Annotated in this window: 15 protein-coding genes; 9 read left to right on the top strand and 6 right to left on the bottom strand. The window is 74.1% G+C overall.

Annotation, left to right across the window (positions count from 1 at the left end; genetic code table 11):
- The first annotated feature begins 148 nt into the window (after positions 1 to 148).
- From ACGF12_RS03340 to ACGF12_RS03325, 4 genes are all read left to right on the top strand, one after another.
- Positions 149 to 1,027 (top strand): alpha/beta fold hydrolase, encoded by an 879-nt coding sequence (locus tag ACGF12_RS03340; RefSeq protein WP_393024823.1) that lies wholly within the window; start codon positions 149 to 151, stop codon positions 1,025 to 1,027.
- 462 nt (positions 1,028 to 1,489) lie between these two features.
- A complete protein-coding gene (locus ACGF12_RS03335) occupies positions 1,490 to 1,648 on the top strand; it encodes a hypothetical protein (RefSeq protein ID WP_380615731.1) in 159 nt (52 codons plus the stop codon).
- Positions 1,649 to 1,956: 308 nt separating this feature from the next.
- On the top strand, positions 1,957 to 2,595 hold the full coding sequence (locus ACGF12_RS03330; RefSeq protein WP_393024820.1) for a DUF6758 family protein: 639 nt from the start codon (positions 1,957 to 1,959) through the stop codon (positions 2,593 to 2,595).
- Between the two features lie 54 nt (positions 2,596 to 2,649).
- Positions 2,650 to 3,510, top strand: coding sequence for a PHP domain-containing protein (locus ACGF12_RS03325; RefSeq protein ID WP_393024817.1), 861 nt, complete (start codon positions 2,650 to 2,652; stop codon positions 3,508 to 3,510).
- A 187-nt stretch (positions 3,511 to 3,697) separates the two neighbouring features.
- Here ACGF12_RS03325 and ACGF12_RS03320 read toward each other — a convergent pair whose 3' ends face one another.
- The gene (locus ACGF12_RS03320; RefSeq protein ID WP_393024814.1) at positions 3,698 to 4,339 is read right to left on the bottom strand and encodes a suppressor of fused domain protein; all 642 of its coding nucleotides are present in this window, start codon (positions 4,337 to 4,339) and stop codon (positions 3,698 to 3,700) included.
- A 442-nt stretch (positions 4,340 to 4,781) separates the two neighbouring features.
- Here ACGF12_RS03320 and ACGF12_RS03315 point away from each other — a divergent pair, with 442 nt between their 5' ends.
- A complete protein-coding gene (locus tag ACGF12_RS03315) occupies positions 4,782 to 5,903 on the top strand; it encodes a magnesium and cobalt transport protein CorA (protein WP_393024811.1) in 1,122 nt (373 codons plus the stop codon).
- 4 nt (positions 5,904 to 5,907) lie between these two features.
- On the opposite strand, the gene ACGF12_RS03310 is transcribed toward ACGF12_RS03315, so the two are convergent.
- Positions 5,908 to 6,834 carry a DMT family transporter gene (locus tag ACGF12_RS03310; protein WP_393024808.1) on the bottom strand — a complete coding sequence of 309 codons (927 nt, stop codon included), beginning with the start codon at positions 6,832 to 6,834 and terminating at the stop codon, positions 5,908 to 5,910.
- A gap of 163 nt (positions 6,835 to 6,997) precedes the next feature.
- Here ACGF12_RS03310 and ACGF12_RS03305 point away from each other — a divergent pair, with 163 nt between their 5' ends.
- From ACGF12_RS03305 to ACGF12_RS03290, 4 genes are all read left to right on the top strand, one after another.
- Positions 6,998 to 7,537, top strand: a complete 540-nt coding sequence (locus ACGF12_RS03305; RefSeq protein WP_393024806.1) for a hypothetical protein — start codon at positions 6,998 to 7,000, stop codon at positions 7,535 to 7,537.
- A 151-nt stretch (positions 7,538 to 7,688) separates the two neighbouring features.
- A complete protein-coding gene (locus ACGF12_RS03300) occupies positions 7,689 to 8,975 on the top strand; it encodes a magnesium transporter MgtE N-terminal domain-containing protein (protein WP_393024803.1) in 1,287 nt (428 codons plus the stop codon).
- A complete protein-coding gene (locus ACGF12_RS03295; RefSeq protein WP_393024800.1) occupies positions 8,965 to 9,594 on the top strand; it encodes a DUF1003 domain-containing protein in 630 nt (209 codons plus the stop codon). The genes ACGF12_RS03300 and ACGF12_RS03295 overlap by 11 nt, the downstream gene beginning before the upstream one ends.
- Before the next feature lie 56 nt (positions 9,595 to 9,650).
- Complete coding sequence (locus ACGF12_RS03290) at positions 9,651 to 10,811, top strand: Mrp/NBP35 family ATP-binding protein (protein ID WP_393024797.1); 1,161 nt, start codon at positions 9,651 to 9,653, stop codon at positions 10,809 to 10,811.
- Positions 10,812 to 11,003: 192 nt separating this feature from the next.
- Here the strand turns inward: ACGF12_RS03290 and ACGF12_RS03285 are convergent, their stop codons facing one another.
- From ACGF12_RS03285 to sigE, 4 genes are all read right to left on the bottom strand, one after another.
- The gene (locus ACGF12_RS03285; protein ID WP_393024794.1) at positions 11,004 to 11,681 is read right to left on the bottom strand and encodes a hypothetical protein; all 678 of its coding nucleotides are present in this window, start codon (positions 11,679 to 11,681) and stop codon (positions 11,004 to 11,006) included.
- Positions 11,682 to 11,904: 223 nt separating this feature from the next.
- Entirely contained in the window at positions 11,905 to 12,339 is a 435-nt protein-coding gene (locus ACGF12_RS03280; protein WP_393024791.1) for a sec-independent translocase, read from the bottom strand.
- Between the two features lie 127 nt (positions 12,340 to 12,466).
- Positions 12,467 to 13,483 (bottom strand): anti-sigma factor family protein, encoded by a 1,017-nt coding sequence (locus tag ACGF12_RS03275; RefSeq protein WP_393024788.1) that lies wholly within the window; start codon positions 13,481 to 13,483, stop codon positions 12,467 to 12,469.
- Positions 13,480 to 14,211: an RNA polymerase sigma factor SigE gene (sigE, locus tag ACGF12_RS03270; protein ID WP_393025188.1), complete on the bottom strand. Its 732-nt coding sequence runs from the start codon at positions 14,209 to 14,211 to the stop codon at positions 13,480 to 13,482. The genes ACGF12_RS03275 and sigE overlap by 4 nt, the downstream gene beginning before the upstream one ends.
- Positions 14,212 to 14,319 lie beyond the last annotated feature (108 nt).

The raw sequence follows: 14,319 nt of genomic DNA, 5'->3' as shown, positions 1-14,319 counted from the left end.
ACGGCCCCGCCCGCCCCCTCGGGCATTCCCACCCGCCACCACCGGGGCGACAGTCGGCGACGCGCCGTCGGCGTCCGGGCTGGTGGGAGTGGGTGTCAGGGACCCCCTAAGCTCGGGGTGTCGGCCTGTCGCGGGAGGGAAGCTGCCCATGAGTACTCCGCCGTTCCTGACCCTGCCCGGTTGTGCCCGGGCGGAGCGCGTGGTGACCGCGCGCGGGGAGTTCGCGGCGTTGCGGGCGGAGCCTGACGGGCCTGTGCGGGGGTCGGCCCTGCTGGTGCCGGGGTTCACGGGCAGCAAGGAGGACTTCATCGGGCTGCTGGAGCCGCTGGCGGCGGCCGGGTACCGGGTGACGGCCGTGGACCAGCGGGGGCAGTACGAGACCGGCGGGCCGGACGAGGCGGCCGCGTACGAGCTCCCGGCGCTGGGCGCGGACGTGCGGGCGCTGACCGAGGTGCTGGCGGCCGAGGACGGGCCGGTGCACCTGCTGGGGCACTCCTTCGGCGGTCAGGTGGTGCGGGAGGCCGTGCTCGCGGCCGCCGCGGCGGGGCCGCTGCCCTGGCGTTCGCTGACCCTGATGGCCACCGGGCCGGGGGCGATCGACGCGGCCGAGGCGGCCCGGACCAAGCTGCTGCTGGACGCCCTGCCGGTGCTGACCCTGGAGGAGATCTGGCAGGTCATGCGGCAGATGGACGAGAGCAGCGACACGCCCAAGCCCGTCCTGGAGCCGGATGTCACGGAGTTCCTGCACCGCCGCTGGGTGGCGAACGTGCCGCAGGCGCTGGCCGTGGTCGGCGGGCACCTGGTGGCCGCGCCGGACCGGGTGGACGAGTTGGCGGCGGTGGCCGCCGGGGCGCTGCCGGTGCTGGTGCTGTCCGGGGTGCGGGACTACGCCTGGCCGGTGCCGGAGCAGTCCCGGATGGCGGAGCGGCTGGGCGCCCGCCGGGTGGTCGTCGCGGACGCGGGCCACTCCCCCAACGCCGAGCAGCCGGCCGTCACGGCCGAGGCGCTGGCGGCGTTCTGGGCCTGAGCCGCGGCTATTCGCCCGCTCGCCTCCGGGGCGCTCGGACCCGGCGCCGACGCTCGGGGCGGGGGCCCCGCTTCAGCTCGGGGCGGGGATCCACCCGGCACCCTCACCGGAGTGGTCTGAACCACTTTTGGCAGTCCGACCGTTCTTCACGCGGGACAAAATTCGTTAGTTACGGTAATCTTTGATTCTGTCCGGGAATCATCGCCGGCCCGCACGCGGTTGCCGATCAGGCGAAACCTGGACGTTACGGACGGGCAACGGCCCAGTAGCACCGCCACGACACCGTGGTTGCACGAGGCATTGGACGCACCAGGCAAGCAGGGGGAGCCCTTGCCGCAGCAGACCGCCGCACGTACGACGCGATCGGTCCGGCCGTACCGCCGGATCCGCAAGACCCCGAATGGGCTGATACCGACTCAGCCGCAATCGCCCCGCCCCGCGGGGCCAGGAAAGGAGACGCCCATGACCAAGCCCATGCGCTTCGAGATCCTCCGACTGGACGACACCGACGGCTCCGCCACCGACCGCCTGATCGCCGACGCCGAGACCGTCCGCGAGTACGTCGAGGCCGCCGCCCGCACCGGCGAGCGCCTGCTCATCCGCCCGTGCCCGACCGTCTGACCAGGCGCGGCGCCTCCGACCGGGAGCCCTCACCCGCCGCCGACGAGCCCGGCGCGTCCGATCCGGACGTTCCGATACCCGACTGACGCCCTGTCGCCGCATTCGCCGATGACGGGGCGTCAGTGCGTCCGGGGCCTGACCCGCGCGACGTTTGCCGCCGTCCGCGACGGGACATCCCCCAACGGGAACCGCCCGCGCCGCGCCCACCCCGCGCCGGCCGGGAGTCCGCCACCGACAGGTGCCGCCGAGCCCTCCGTACGGGTGATCGTCCTTGACGCGGCGGTCCGGAGGGAGGAGCGTTGTCGGCTATGAGGGGCGAGCCAAGCTGCCCGAGGTGCGCCGGTCGGGTCCGCGCCCCCGGTCTGTTCTCAGACACCTGGCAGTGCGATCGGCACGGAGCCGTGCACCCGATGCAGCCCGTGCTGCCCCCGAGTGTGGAAGCCCTGGGGGTGGCCGTCGCCCGCTCACAGGTCCCGGTCTGGCTGCCCTGGCCGCTCCCGGTCGGCTGGCTCTACACCGGCATCGGCCACGTCGGCGACGACGTCTCGGGCGCCCGCGCCACCGCCGTCGCCTGCTCCGGTCCGGCGCCGCTCGGCGGCTTCGGCGAGCTGGTGCTGATCGCCGAGGAGCTGGGCGTCGGGCTCGGTGCACGCTACGCCGGGCTGCCCGGGCCGGACCCGGGCGACTCGGTCGGCCTCTACAAGCCCGCCGACGCCAAGCTGATGGCCGCCGGGCGCCCCACCCCGATGTTCCACGTCCCGGACGCCCCGGCCGACCGCGCGGTGTTCGCCGGCGAGGCCCGCGGGCTCTGGCTCTGGGCGATCGCCTGGCCCGAGCAGTCCGCCCTGGTGATGTACGACGAGCTGGTGCTCACCGACCTGCGCGAGGCCGGCGCCGAGCTGGACCTGCTGCCCTGCGGGGCCCTCTCCCCCCGTCTGCTCGGCTGAACGCCCGAACGGCCTATCCTGGGCGGCACCCACGAGCCTCCAGGAGTCCGCCCCGTGCGCATCGACCTGCACGCCCACAGCAACGCCTCCGACGGCACCGACAGCCCGGCCGAGCTGGTCGCCGCGGCGGTGGCCGCCGGCCTCGACGTGGTGGCGCTCACCGATCACGACACCGTCGCCGGCCACGCCGAGGCCGCCGGGGCGGTGCGCGCGCTGCCGGACGGTACCCGGCTGACCGTCGTCCCGGGCGCCGAACTGTCCTGTGTGGTGGGCGACATCAGCATGCACCTGCTGGCGTACCTGTTCGACCCGGAGGAGCCGGAGTTCGCGCGCGAGCGGGAGCTGGTGCGCACTGACCGGTTCCGGCGCGGGCGGGCGATCGTCGAGCGCTGCCGCGAGCTCGGCGCGGACATCAGCTGGGAGCAGGTGCAGCGGATCGCCGGGGCCGGCTCGGTCGGGCGGCCGCACATCGCCAGCGCGCTGGTCGAGGCGGGCGTGGTGGCCACCGTCTCGGACGCCTTCACCCCGGACTGGCTGGCCAACGGCGGCCGGGCGGACGTGCGCAAGCACGAGACCGACCCGGTGGAGGCGGTCCGGCTGGTCCGGGCGGCCGGCGGGGTGCCGATCTTCGCCCACCCCGGCGCGGTCAAGCGCGGCCGGACGGTCTCGGACCAGGTGATCGCCGACCTCGCGGCGGCCGGGCTGGCCGCGCTGGAGGTCGACCACACCGACCACGACGAGGAGACCCGGCAGCGGCTGCGCGGCCTGGCGGGCGAGCTGGGCCTGCTGGTCACCGGCTCCAGCGACTACCACGGCAGCCGCAAGACCGTCCGGCTCGGCGAGCACACCACCGACCCGGCGGTGTACGAGGCGCTGCTGGCGCAGGCGACCGGGGCCAAGCCGATCGAGCGCTGAGCCGCTCCGGCGCGCTGAGCCGAGCCGATCGGCCGCACGAGCAGCCGTGCGGGTAACCGTGCGAGTAGCCGTACGAGCGGCCGGCACTCCCCGGCCGCGCTCCGGCGTACGGGGGCGCGGCACGGGCGCGCACAGCAGCCCGCACGCCCCGTACGCCCCGGCCCCCTACGCCCCGCCTGAGCGTCCGTCAGTCCAGCCGGACGCCGCGCCGGTCCGGGTCCCTCAGGTCGGTGCCCTGGTCCAGCCAGCGCTCCTGGAGCGCGGCCGCCCCGTGCACCCGCTTCCAGCCCGCCTCGTTGGGCGTCATCGGCAGCAGCGGCAGGAAGCGCACCGGCTCGGCGGGTTCGGCCAGTTCGAGGTCCTCCACCAGGCCGCCCGGCTCGGCGGCCAGCACCGAGGTGAAGGGGGCGCCGTCCCACAGCGGGGCGCCGAGGTCCAGCGAGCCGCCCGGGGCCACCACCAGGCCCTCGACCTGCGGGGTCGCGGCGAAGGTGGCGAGGCTGCGCAGCACGCTGTCGTGCCCGCCGCGCACAGTCAGCACCAGTTCGACCCGGGGGCCGCGCAGCTGGTCGGCGACCAGTGCGGTCGGGTCGGCCATCGGCGCGGCGGCCATCCCGAGCGTGGTGTAGCGGACCAGGCCCTCGGCGTCCGGGCCGAAGCGCAGCACCTCGATCCGGTCGGCGCCGAGGAAGGTGACGGCGGCGCGGCCGCCCGGCTCGCCGAAGGTGGAGATCAGCCGGGCCTCGACGGCGGCCAGCACCGCCTCCCGGGTGAGCTCCGGGGAGCTGCCGCCGTGGGGGTCGCCGAAGGACGGGAAGTCATGGGCCATGCCGGTGAGCGTAACCCGCCGGGTCGCGCGGGCTTCGTGCGGGCGGCGGGCCGGGCGGCGGGCGGGGCGGACCCGTCAAGGGCCCGTAAGGGACGGCTGAACCCCTCGGCGCCGATGCCTGGTCAGATGTTAGGGTGAGCGACTGGCCACCGGGATCGTTCGTCCCGGGGCGGCGGCGTGAAGGAGGTGGTTGCGGTGGATACCGGCCGACCATGCAGTACCGGCAGCTCTGCCCGGCCCCGACTTCCCCGCATCCCTCGCCTCGCAGGCCGTACCGGCTGATCCAGCCGTAAGTGGCCCCGGGCGCGGGTCGACGGCGGACGGACCGGCCGGGAGAGCACCCTCATCCCCTTCACCGGTGTTCCTCGCCGTCGCACCACGGCCCTGCGTTCCCGCGTTCTCCGTGCCGCCGTGCGACGGCTCCTGTTCCAGGGAGCCTGCCATGTCGATGATCAACAGCCTGCGCGCCGCCGTCCGCACCAACCGTCGTCGGGGCGTCCCCGGCCCGTACGACGCCGTGCCGGAAGGCAGCGGCTCGGCGGTCGTGGACTGCGCGGTCTACCAGCACGGCCGGCGCAACGGCGAGACCTGCAGCCCGCGCGAGGCCGCCCGCCGGGTCAAGGCGGCGCACCAATTCCCGGACAGCGCGGGCTCGTTCAGCTGGATCGGGCTGCACGAGCCGACCGAGGCGGAGTTCGAGGGCATCGCCCAGCGCTTCGGCCTGCACCCGCTCGCGGTGGAGGACGCGGTGCACGCCCACCAGCGGCCCAAGGTGGAGCGCTACGACGACGTCCTCTTCGCCGTCTTCAAGACCATCCGTTACGTCGAGCACGACCAGCTCACGCCCACCAGCGAGGTGGTGGAGACCGGCGAGCTGATGGTGTTCGCCGGGCGGGACTTCGTGATCACCGTCCGGCACGGCGGCCACGGTTCGCTGCAGGAGCTGCGGCACCGACTGGAGGCGGACGCGGACGAGTCCGGGCTGCTGGCCAAGGGGCCGTCCGCGGTGCTGCACGCGATCGCCGACCACGTGGTGGACAACTACCTGCTGGTCGCCGAGCGACTGCAGAACGACGTGGACGAGATCGAGTACGGCGTCTTCTCGGCCAAGGGCGGGCGCAGCGCCGATGTCGGCCGGGTCTACCAACTCAAGCGCGAGGTGCTGGAGTTCAAGCGCGCGGTGGCGCCGCTGCTGCGTCCGATGCAGCAGCTGTCGGAGCCGCCGCAGGGCCTGGTGGACCCGGACATCCAGAAGTACTTCCGGGACGTCGCGGACCACCTGGCCCGGGTGACCGAGCAGGTGCACGGTTTCGACGAGCTGCTGAACTCGCTGCTGCAGGCGAACCTGGCGCAGGTGTCGGTGGCGCAGAACGAGGACATGCGGAAGATCACCGCCTGGGCGGCGATCTTCGCGGTGCCCACCATGATCACCGGCGTGTACGGGATGAACTTCGACTACATGCCGGAGCTGCACAACCCGTACGGCTATCCGGCGGTGCTCGGCGCGGTCACGCTGATCTGCGTGGGGATGTACCGGGGCTTCCGCCGCAACGGCTGGCTGTAGCCCGCTACCGGCGTCCGCCGCGGGCGACCAGGACCAGTCCGAGCAGGATCAGCACCACCGCCGGGTAGGCGGCCGCCGGGGGCCACTGGCCGAGCCAGAGGGCGGCGATCAGGGCGGCGCCCGGGGTCTCCAGCAGGATCGCGGTGGAGGTGATCGACGGGCCCAGGTTGCGCACCACCCGGTTGCTGAGCGAGTGCCCGAGCAGCTGGGCGGCGACCATCAGCAGCACGATCTGCCACCAGGCCCCGGCCGACCAGCCGGACAGCGGTGTCCCGGCAGCCAGGCAGATCACCAGCAGGCCGACCGCCGTGGTGGTGTAGCAGACCAGGGTGTACCCGGTGGTGCTGACGGTCTTGCGGACCTCGGCGCCGAGCAGCATGTACCCGGCTGCGGCGAGGCCGGCGGCCAGGGCGAGGGCGTCGCCGAGCAGGGCGCGCGGGGAGAGCGAGAGGTCCACGCCGGTGAGCACCAGCACGCCGGCGAAGGCGACGACGGTGCCGAGCCAGACCATGCGGGGGGCCCGGACGCCGAACAGCCGCATCAGCAGGATGGTCCACAGCGGGGTGGTGGTGACCAGGGCGGTGGCGGAGGCCACCGAGGTCATCCGCAGGCTGGGCATCCAGAGCGCGAAGTGGACGGCGAGCAGCGCGCCGGCGGCGATCGCGAGCAGCAGCGCCCGTCGGCCGATGCCGCGCAGTTCGGCGCGGTGGCGCAGCAGCGCGTAGGGGCCGAGGACGCCGACGGACATGACGTTGCGCCAGAGGGCGATCGCCAGGGCGGGCGCGGCGGTGGCGCTGATCAGCGGGCCGGAGAACGAGATGCCGGCGATGGAGACGGCGAGCAGCAGCAGATCGAGGGTGGGGAGCGGGTGCGCGGGCCGCGGGTCGGCGGCGGGGATGGCAGGGGCGGTTGCGGGCCGGGCGGCGGGCACGGCGCTCCTTCGCTGATCACGGTGGTTGGGCGCTCATACGGTAAGGCCCGTGCCGCCGCAATGGAACTGTCGCCCGGAGGCTGAGACATCTGGTGGACAGGAGCTGAGACGTCCGGTGGACGGGAAGGGACGGCGGCGGGGGCGAAGCCGTACGCTGTCCGCCATGGACCGTACGCCCGCCGCCGCGACCGCCGACGACTTCCTCGACCAGGCCCTGTTGGAGGAGGCCGCGAAGAAGTCCGGTCTGCTCTGGGTGCGCGCGGACGGCCAGGAGCAGGCCCGTCCGCTCTGGCACGCCTGGCACGACGGCGCGGTGGTGGTGGTTGGCGGGGGCGGCGAGCAGCCGCTGCACGGCCTGGAGCCCGGCGCCGTGGCCGTGGTCACGGTGCGCAGCAAGGACAAGGGCGGCCGGCTGACCGGCTGGGGCGCCAGGGTGGTGGAGCTGGCGCCGGACGGCGAGGCCTGGCGGGGCGCCGTGGAGGAGCTCAAGGGCAAGCGGCTGAACGCGCCCGACACCGACACCATCGCCGAGCGCTGGGCCCGGGAGTGCCGGGTGCTGCGGCTGGAGCCGGTCGGCGCGCTCGGCGAGCGCCCGGGCGCGATGCCGGACGACTCGCACGCGGCCCGGCCGATGCCCACCCCGGCCACCACCCGCCGCCCGATCCCGGCCGGACTGCCCAAGCTGCTGTTCAAGCGCCGCTGAGGGCCGCCCAACCGTAAGCAGGAGTTGGCGTCCACGACTCCTGCGGCCGCTACCGTGCCCAGCGGGCCCGGCCCCGGACACGCGGGTAGCCTTGGGCCGCGGGTGTGCTCGGCACACCCTTGCCGAGGCGTCGAGCGATCAGAGGGAGTTCATGGCAGGGCCAGGCACCCGGGTCTTCATCTCCCATCTCTCCGCCATCGCGGTCTTCGACCCGAACGGCGACCAGGTCGGGCGGGTCCGGGACGTGGTGGTCTCGCTGCGGCTCGGCGGCCGCCCGCCGCGGGTGCTCGGCCTGGTGGTCGAGGTCGTCGGCCGGCGCCGGATCTTCCTGCCGATGACCAGGGTGACCAGCCTGGAGTCCGGCCAGGTGCTCACCACCGGCCTGATCAACCTGCGGCGCTTCGAACAGCGCCCGTCCGAGACCCTGGTGCTCGCCGAGCTGCTGGACCGTACCGTCACCTGGTCCAAGACCGGTGAGGACGTCACCGTGCTGGACATCGGCATGGTGCAGACCCGCCTGCGCGAGTGGGAGATCAGCAAGGTCTTCGTCCAGGTCGGCCGGGCCGGCCGGCTGCGCAAGGGCAAGGGCGAGCGGCTCACCCTGGACTGGCAGGACGTCACCGGCTTCTCGCAGCCCGAGCAGGACCAGGGCGCGGCCAACCTGCTCGCCACCTTCGAACAGCTGCGCCCGGCCGACCTGGCCAGCGTGATGCACCACCTGTCCGCCAAGCGCCGCGCCGAGGTGGCCGCCGCGCTGCCGGACGAGCGGCTCGCGGACGTCATGGAGGAGCTGCCCGAGGACGACCAGGTCGAGATCATCGGCAAGCTGAAGGACGAGCGCGCCGCCGACGTCCTGGAGGCGATGGACCCGGACGACGCCGCCGACCTGCTGTCGGAGCTGCCCGGCGACGAGGCCGAGCGGCTGCTCCAGCTGATGGAGCCGGAGGAGGCCGCGCCGGTGCGCCGCCTGCTGTCGTACGAGGAGGACACCGCGGGTGGTCTGATGACCACCGAGCCGATCGTGCTGGAGCCGGACGCGACGGTCGCCGAGGCGCTGGCGCGGATCCGGATCAGCGACCACAAGCCCGCGCTGGCCGCCCAGATCTTCGTCTGCCGCCCGCCGAACGAGACCCCGACCGGCCGCTACCTGGGCACCGTGCACTTCCAGCGGCTGCTGCGCGAGCCCCCGTACATGCTGGTCGGCTCGCTGGTCGACGACGACCTGGACCCGCTGCCGCCGGACACCCCGCTGTCGCTGGTCACCAGCTACCTGGCGACCTACAACCTGGTGTCCGCGCCGGTCGTGGACGAGGCGGACCACCTGCTGGGCGCGGTGACCGTCGACGACGTGCTCGACCACCTGCTGCCCGAGGACTGGCGCGACGCCGCGCTGCACGCCCGCGACGACGAGAGAGAGGAGATGGCCGATGGACGGTGACCGCAACGGACGGCCGGACGACTCCGCGCGCCGGCGCCTGCAGGGCGAACTTCGGGAGCTGCGCCAGCTGCGCGAGCTGCGCACCCGCGAGGGCGGCGGCCGGCTGGAGACCGCCCCGATCAGCGGTTCCAGCCGCACCCGGCTCGACCAGCCGCGCACCGCCCGGCCCGGCCTGCTCTCGCTGCCGTCCTACGACCCCGAGGCCTTCGGCGTGCTGTCGGAGCGGATCGCCCGCTTCCTCGGCACCGGGCGGTTCATCGTCTGGATGACGGTGGTGGTCGTCATCTGGATAGGCTGGAACACCCTGCTGCCGACCACCGTGCGCTTCGACGAGTACCCGTTCATCTTCCTGACCCTGGCGCTGTCGCTGCAGGCCTCCTACGCGGCGCCGCTGATCCTGCTGGCGCAGAACCGCCAGGACAACCGGGACCGGGTCAACATGGAGCAGGACCGGGCCCGCAGCGACCGCAACATCGCCGACACCGAGTACCTGACCCGCGAGGTCGCCGCGCTGCGGCACGGGCTCGGCGAGGTCGCCACCCGCGACTTCATCCGGTCCGAGCTCCAGTCCCTGCTCAAGGAGATGGACGAACGCCGGGACGCCTCCGGGACGTTGTGACCGGCAGCACGCTACCGACCGGTTAAGCGGTTCGCCCGGAGCCGTACCATCAAGGCATGGCCAACGAGACAGAGGTCGCTGCCGGCGTCACGGAGGAGTCCGTACGCGAGGCCCTGGCGACCGTCAACGACCCGGAGATCAACCGCCCGATCACCGAGATCGGCATGGTGAAATCGGTCGAGATCGCCGAGGGGGGCGCGGTTCGCGTCGCGGTCTACCTGACCGTCTCCGGCTGTCCGATGCGCGACACCATCGTCACCCGGGTCCGCGACGCGGTCGGCCGGGTGCCGGGCGTGACCGGCGTCGAGGTCGAGCTCGACGTGATGAGCGACGAGCAGCGCAAGGAGCTCTCCCAGCTGCTGCGCGGCGGCGCCCCCGAGCGGGAGATCCCGTTCGCCAAGCCGGGCACGCTGACCCGCGTCTACGCCGTCGCCTCCGGCAAGGGCGGCGTCGGCAAGTCCTCCGTGACGGTCAACCTGGCCGCCGCGATGGCCGCGGACGGCCTGAAGGTCGCCGTGGTGGACGCCGACATCTACGGCCACAGCGTGCCGCGCATGCTGGGCGTCGAGGGCCGACCGACCCAGGTCCAGGACATGATCATGCCGCCGCAGGCGAACGGCGTGAAGGTCATCTCGATCGGAATGTTCACCCCGGGCAACGCCCCGGTGGTCTGGCGCGGCCCGATGCTGCACCGCGCGCTGCAGCAGTTCCTCGCCGACGTGTGGTGGGGCGACCTGGACGTGCTGCTGCTGGACCTGCCGCCCGGCACCGGTGACATCGCGATCTCGGTGGCCCAGCTGATCCCCAACGCGGAGATCCTGATCGTCACCACCCCGCAGATGGCCGCCGCCGAGGTGGCCGAGCGGGCCGGCACCATCGCGGTGCAGACCCACCAGAAGATCGTCGGCGTGATCGAGAACATGTCCGGCATGCCGTGCCCGCACTGCGACGAGATGATCGACGTCTTCGGCACCGGCGGCGGCCAGACCGTCGCGGACGCGCTCACCCGCACCGTCGGCGCGACCGTCCCGGTGCTCGGCTCGATCCCGATCGACGTGCGGCTGCGCGAGGGCGGCGACGACGGCCGCCCGGTCGTGCTCGCCGCCCCCGACTCCCCGGCCGGCGCCGCCCTGCGTGCCGTGGCCGGCAAGCTCGGCGGCCGCCAGCGCGGCCTGTCGGGCATGTCGCTCGGGCTGACGCCCAAGAACAAGTTCTGACGGGGCGGGCGAGTCCCCGCCCCGAGCCGAAGGGGCGCGCCGGTGCCGAAAGGGAGAAGGGCCAAGCCGCCGACGAAGGAGGTGGCGCAGCGCCCGCCGACCGTCGGCACCGGATCAGAGCGCCCCGGAGGCGAGCGGGCGAATAGCAGGCCCGGGTGGATCCCACCCGGGCCCTCGACGTATCCACGACTCCTACGACCGGGTGTAGCCGCCCAGATCGGCGACGGTGGCGAAGCCGACGCCGTAGGCGCTGACGCCGCGGCCGAAGGCGCCGAGGAGGACACCGGGGGCCTCGCCCGCGAGCACCCAGCCGTACTCGGACTCGCGGTAGCGGAAGGGCTGCGGCAGGCCGTTGACCGGCAGGCTGAGGGTGGACCAGCCGGGGCCGGCCAGATCGTCGGCGAGGTCCCACGCCAGGCTGCTCTGCTGGTCCAGCCAGTCCTGGCGCAGCGCGCGGTCGAGCTGGCCGGGCCAGGTCGCGGCGAGCAGGCCGGAGCCGGCCAGCCAGGCGGCGGAGGAGGCGGAGGTCGCCTCCAGGGTGCCGGTGTTGTCGGCGCTGCGGCGGCTGTCGCGGCGGGCCACGGTGACCACGACCGCGAACTTGCGCATCTCGCGCGGCTCGTACTGCTTGGCCGGCTCGTCGCCGTGGCCGAGGGTGCCGTAGTCGATGCTGCCGGCCGCCCAGCCGCGGGGGCCGCTGGCGCCGGCCTGCATCAGGTAGCGGCGGCCGGTCCAGCCGTCGTCCAGGCCGTACCAGGGGAAGTCCGCGGACAGGTAGGGCACCAGCGGATCCGCCGGACCGGCCTGCCCGCCGACCACCGGGCCGCCGGCCGTGGCCGTCGCCCCTCCCGCCTGACTCGTCGCGTCCATCCCCGGGCCTCCTCAAACGCACGTGTGCCTGCCGTGGCGCGCTCCCATGGTGGCGCACCTCGGCGTTCCCGGGGGCCGTTCCTGGTCCGCGCAAGCGCGGATGTGACGGACGGCTCAGCGGGAACAATCAGCACAATAGCGGCGCGGATGCCGCCGCCCCGCTCACCCGGACGGCCGGGCGGGGCGGTGGCGTCGTGTTCCCGCGGGTTGCGCGCGGGCTCGATCAGGTCGCGTCGGGGTCGAACGGGGGCCGCTCGCCGGGCTGCAGCGGGGCTCCGGCGGAGGCGGGCGCCGGGGCGGCCTTGTCGAAACTCACGCCGCCCGCACGACCGTTCACCGGTGCCGCGGGCTTGTCGTCCAGGACGGAGCGGATGTCGAGCGAGTCCTTCATGTCCTTGAGGCCCAGCGGATCCTCCTCGCCGCCCATGAGCTGCTTGCGGACGAAGGTCTTGGGGTTGAGGTCCTCGAACTCGAAGTCCTTGAACTCGGGGCCCAGCTCGCTGCGGATGTCCTCCTTCGCGTTGTCGGCGAAGGAGCGGACCTTGCGGATGAAGCCCATGGTGTCCTGGATCAGCTTCGGCAGCTTGTCAGGGCCGAAGATGATGATCGCCATCACGATCAGGGTCAGGATCTCCAGCCCGCCTACGTCGCTGAACACCTATGCTCCCTAGCTCGCCGGACGACGGTTCCTCCAGAGTAATGGCCACCGGCGGGTCCCCGCTCCACGCTGCGATGAAGCCGTGGTAAAGACCAGCCGGTGGCCGGGCCCGAAGGCGGGGTGTCGGCTAGCGGATCTGCTGGCGCAGGGCCGCGATGCCGCCCGGGTAGCGCTCCGGCGAGGAGGAGGGGCTCGCCTCGCGGGTGGCGGCGACCGGGCGGGCCGGGAAGTCCACCGGGACCTGCGCGGTCATCGGGACCAGGCCGCCGCGGCCGGTGGTGCCGCCGCCGATCGGGCTGACGGTGGTGCCGTGCTGGTCCTCGCCCTGGGCGAGGCCGCCGACGCCGCCGAGCGTCACCGCGGCGACCGAGAAAGCACCCGCGGCAGCGAAGACCAGTCGGCGGCCGCGAGCGGAGGAGCGGACGGCGGCCGCGGCCGGCAGCGGCCGGGCGGCGGTACGGTCGGGGCCGACGGCGGATTCCGGACGGCCGGTGCGTCGGCCCATCAGCGGCCGCAGCACCGAGCCGCGGCCGAAGGCGCGCGGGTCGACCCCGGGCACCGGGGTGTCGGCGCCGAGCGCGCCCGCGCCGAAGGAGGCGCCGGCGCCGCGGCCGAAGGAGCCGCCGGTGAGCCGGCTGCCGCCGAGCGTGCCGGTGACGCCGAGCCCGCCGCCGGGCAGGTCGTCGTCGTCGCGCCGACCGCCGCCCTGGCCCGGCCAGCCGCCGTCCGCCGGGCCGTCCTCGGGCAGGTTGCCGACGGCCATCAACCGGGCCATCAGCGAGGAGGAGGGGCCGGGGGTGTCGGTGCGGGTCAGCAGGTGCTTCACGGCGCGGCCCTCGTCGGCCTCGGCCAGGCACTGGGGGCAGGTGGCCAGGTGGGCCTGGACCCGCTCGCGCGAGTCGTGGCCGAGCTCGCCGTCCAGGAATCCGGACAGGCGCTCACCGAGGTGGTGTTCCTCGGCGGCGGGCTCGACGGGGCGTACGGGCACGGCACGCAGCTCCGTGTCGCCCGGCAGCGGGACGGCGGTCGGCAGCGGCTCACCGGGGTCGTCACCGCCCCGGCGGCCCAGCGCCCAGCTCCGCCAGGTCTGGGGCCGGTCGGACGCCTCCGACCGTTCCGGACCGGACCGGCTGGCTCCGCTCACGATCGCCTCCGTCCACGCCCGCCCGGTGTGGCCGCGGGCTCCACGGCCACGGCGCCGACCGGCACCGGCTCCTCCGAGCCGCCGCGGCGCTCACGGCCGGGGACCTGGCCGGGGGCACGGTGCTTGAGCGCGGCGCGCAGGTGCGAGCGGCCGCGGTGGATGCGGCTGCGGACGGTGCCGAGCTTGACGCCCAGCGTGGCGGCGATCTCCTCGTAGGACAGGCCCTCGATGTCGCAGAGCACCACGGCGGCGCGGAACTCCGGGGCGAGGGTGTCCAGGGCCTGCTGCACGTCGGCGTCGAAGTGGGTGTCGCTGAAGTGCTGGGCCGGGCTGGGCTCGCGGGAGGCGAGCCGCTCGGCCGCGTCCTCGCCGAGCGCGTCGAAGCGGATGCGCTGGCGGCGGCGGACCATGTCCAGGAACAGGTTGGTGGTGATCCGGTGCAGCCAGCCCTCGAACGTGCCGGGGGTGTAGGTGGACAGCGAACGGAACACCCGGACGAAGACCTCCTGGGTGAGGTCCTCGGCGTCGTGCTGGTTGCCCGTCAGACGGTAGGCGAGGCGGTAGACGCGGGCGCTGTGAGCCTCGACGATCTCCTCCCAGGTGGGCGGAGTCCAGCTCTGCGCGTCGGGGCCCTCGGCGAAGGTCGCGAGGGCGGGGGCCTCGGTGGTACCGGCGGCCGGCGTCGCGGCGGCGGGCTGGTCCAGGTCGGAGTGCGCAGACTGGTTCATCACGGGCTTCGGCGTACGGGCCGACGCGGTGCCGCGGGAGTGCCGCCGCACGGGGACGTCGCCCTCGGCCACACCTCCTCGGTCGGCTCTTCTGCCCAGCAGGGCCAC

Origin of the sequence: Kitasatospora sp. NPDC048296 (assembly GCF_043201815.1) — a bacterium.
Classification (GTDB): Bacteria; Actinomycetota; Actinomycetes; order Streptomycetales; family Streptomycetaceae; genus Kitasatospora.
This window is presented reverse-complemented; position numbering and strand designations above follow the sequence as displayed.

Excerpts from the sequence above, each read along its gene's own strand:
- ACGF12_RS03340 (WP_393024823.1), top strand. The coding sequence starts at position 149 with ATGAGTACTCCGCCGTTCCTGACCCTGCCCGGTTGTGCCCGGGCGGAG.
- ACGF12_RS03335 (WP_380615731.1), top strand. The coding sequence starts at position 1,490 with ATGACCAAGCCCATGCGCTTCGAGATCCTCCGACTGGACGACACCGAC.
- ACGF12_RS03330 (WP_393024820.1), top strand. The coding sequence starts at position 1,957 with ATGAGGGGCGAGCCAAGCTGCCCGAGGTGCGCCGGTCGGGTCCGCGCC.
- ACGF12_RS03320 (WP_393024814.1), bottom strand. The coding sequence starts at position 4,339 with ATGGCCCATGACTTCCCGTCCTTCGGCGACCCCCACGGCGGCAGCTCC.
- ACGF12_RS03315 (WP_393024811.1), top strand. The coding sequence starts at position 4,782 with ATGTCGATGATCAACAGCCTGCGCGCCGCCGTCCGCACCAACCGTCGT.
- ACGF12_RS03305 (WP_393024806.1), top strand. The coding sequence starts at position 6,998 with ATGGACCGTACGCCCGCCGCCGCGACCGCCGACGACTTCCTCGACCAG.
- ACGF12_RS03300 (WP_393024803.1), top strand. The coding sequence starts at position 7,689 with ATGGCAGGGCCAGGCACCCGGGTCTTCATCTCCCATCTCTCCGCCATC.
- ACGF12_RS03295 (WP_393024800.1), top strand. The coding sequence starts at position 8,965 with ATGGACGGTGACCGCAACGGACGGCCGGACGACTCCGCGCGCCGGCGC.
- ACGF12_RS03290 (WP_393024797.1), top strand. The coding sequence starts at position 9,651 with ATGGCCAACGAGACAGAGGTCGCTGCCGGCGTCACGGAGGAGTCCGTA.
- ACGF12_RS03285 (WP_393024794.1), bottom strand. The coding sequence starts at position 11,681 with ATGGACGCGACGAGTCAGGCGGGAGGGGCGACGGCCACGGCCGGCGGC.
- sigE (WP_393025188.1), bottom strand. The coding sequence starts at position 14,211 with ATGAACCAGTCTGCGCACTCCGACCTGGACCAGCCCGCCGCCGCGACG.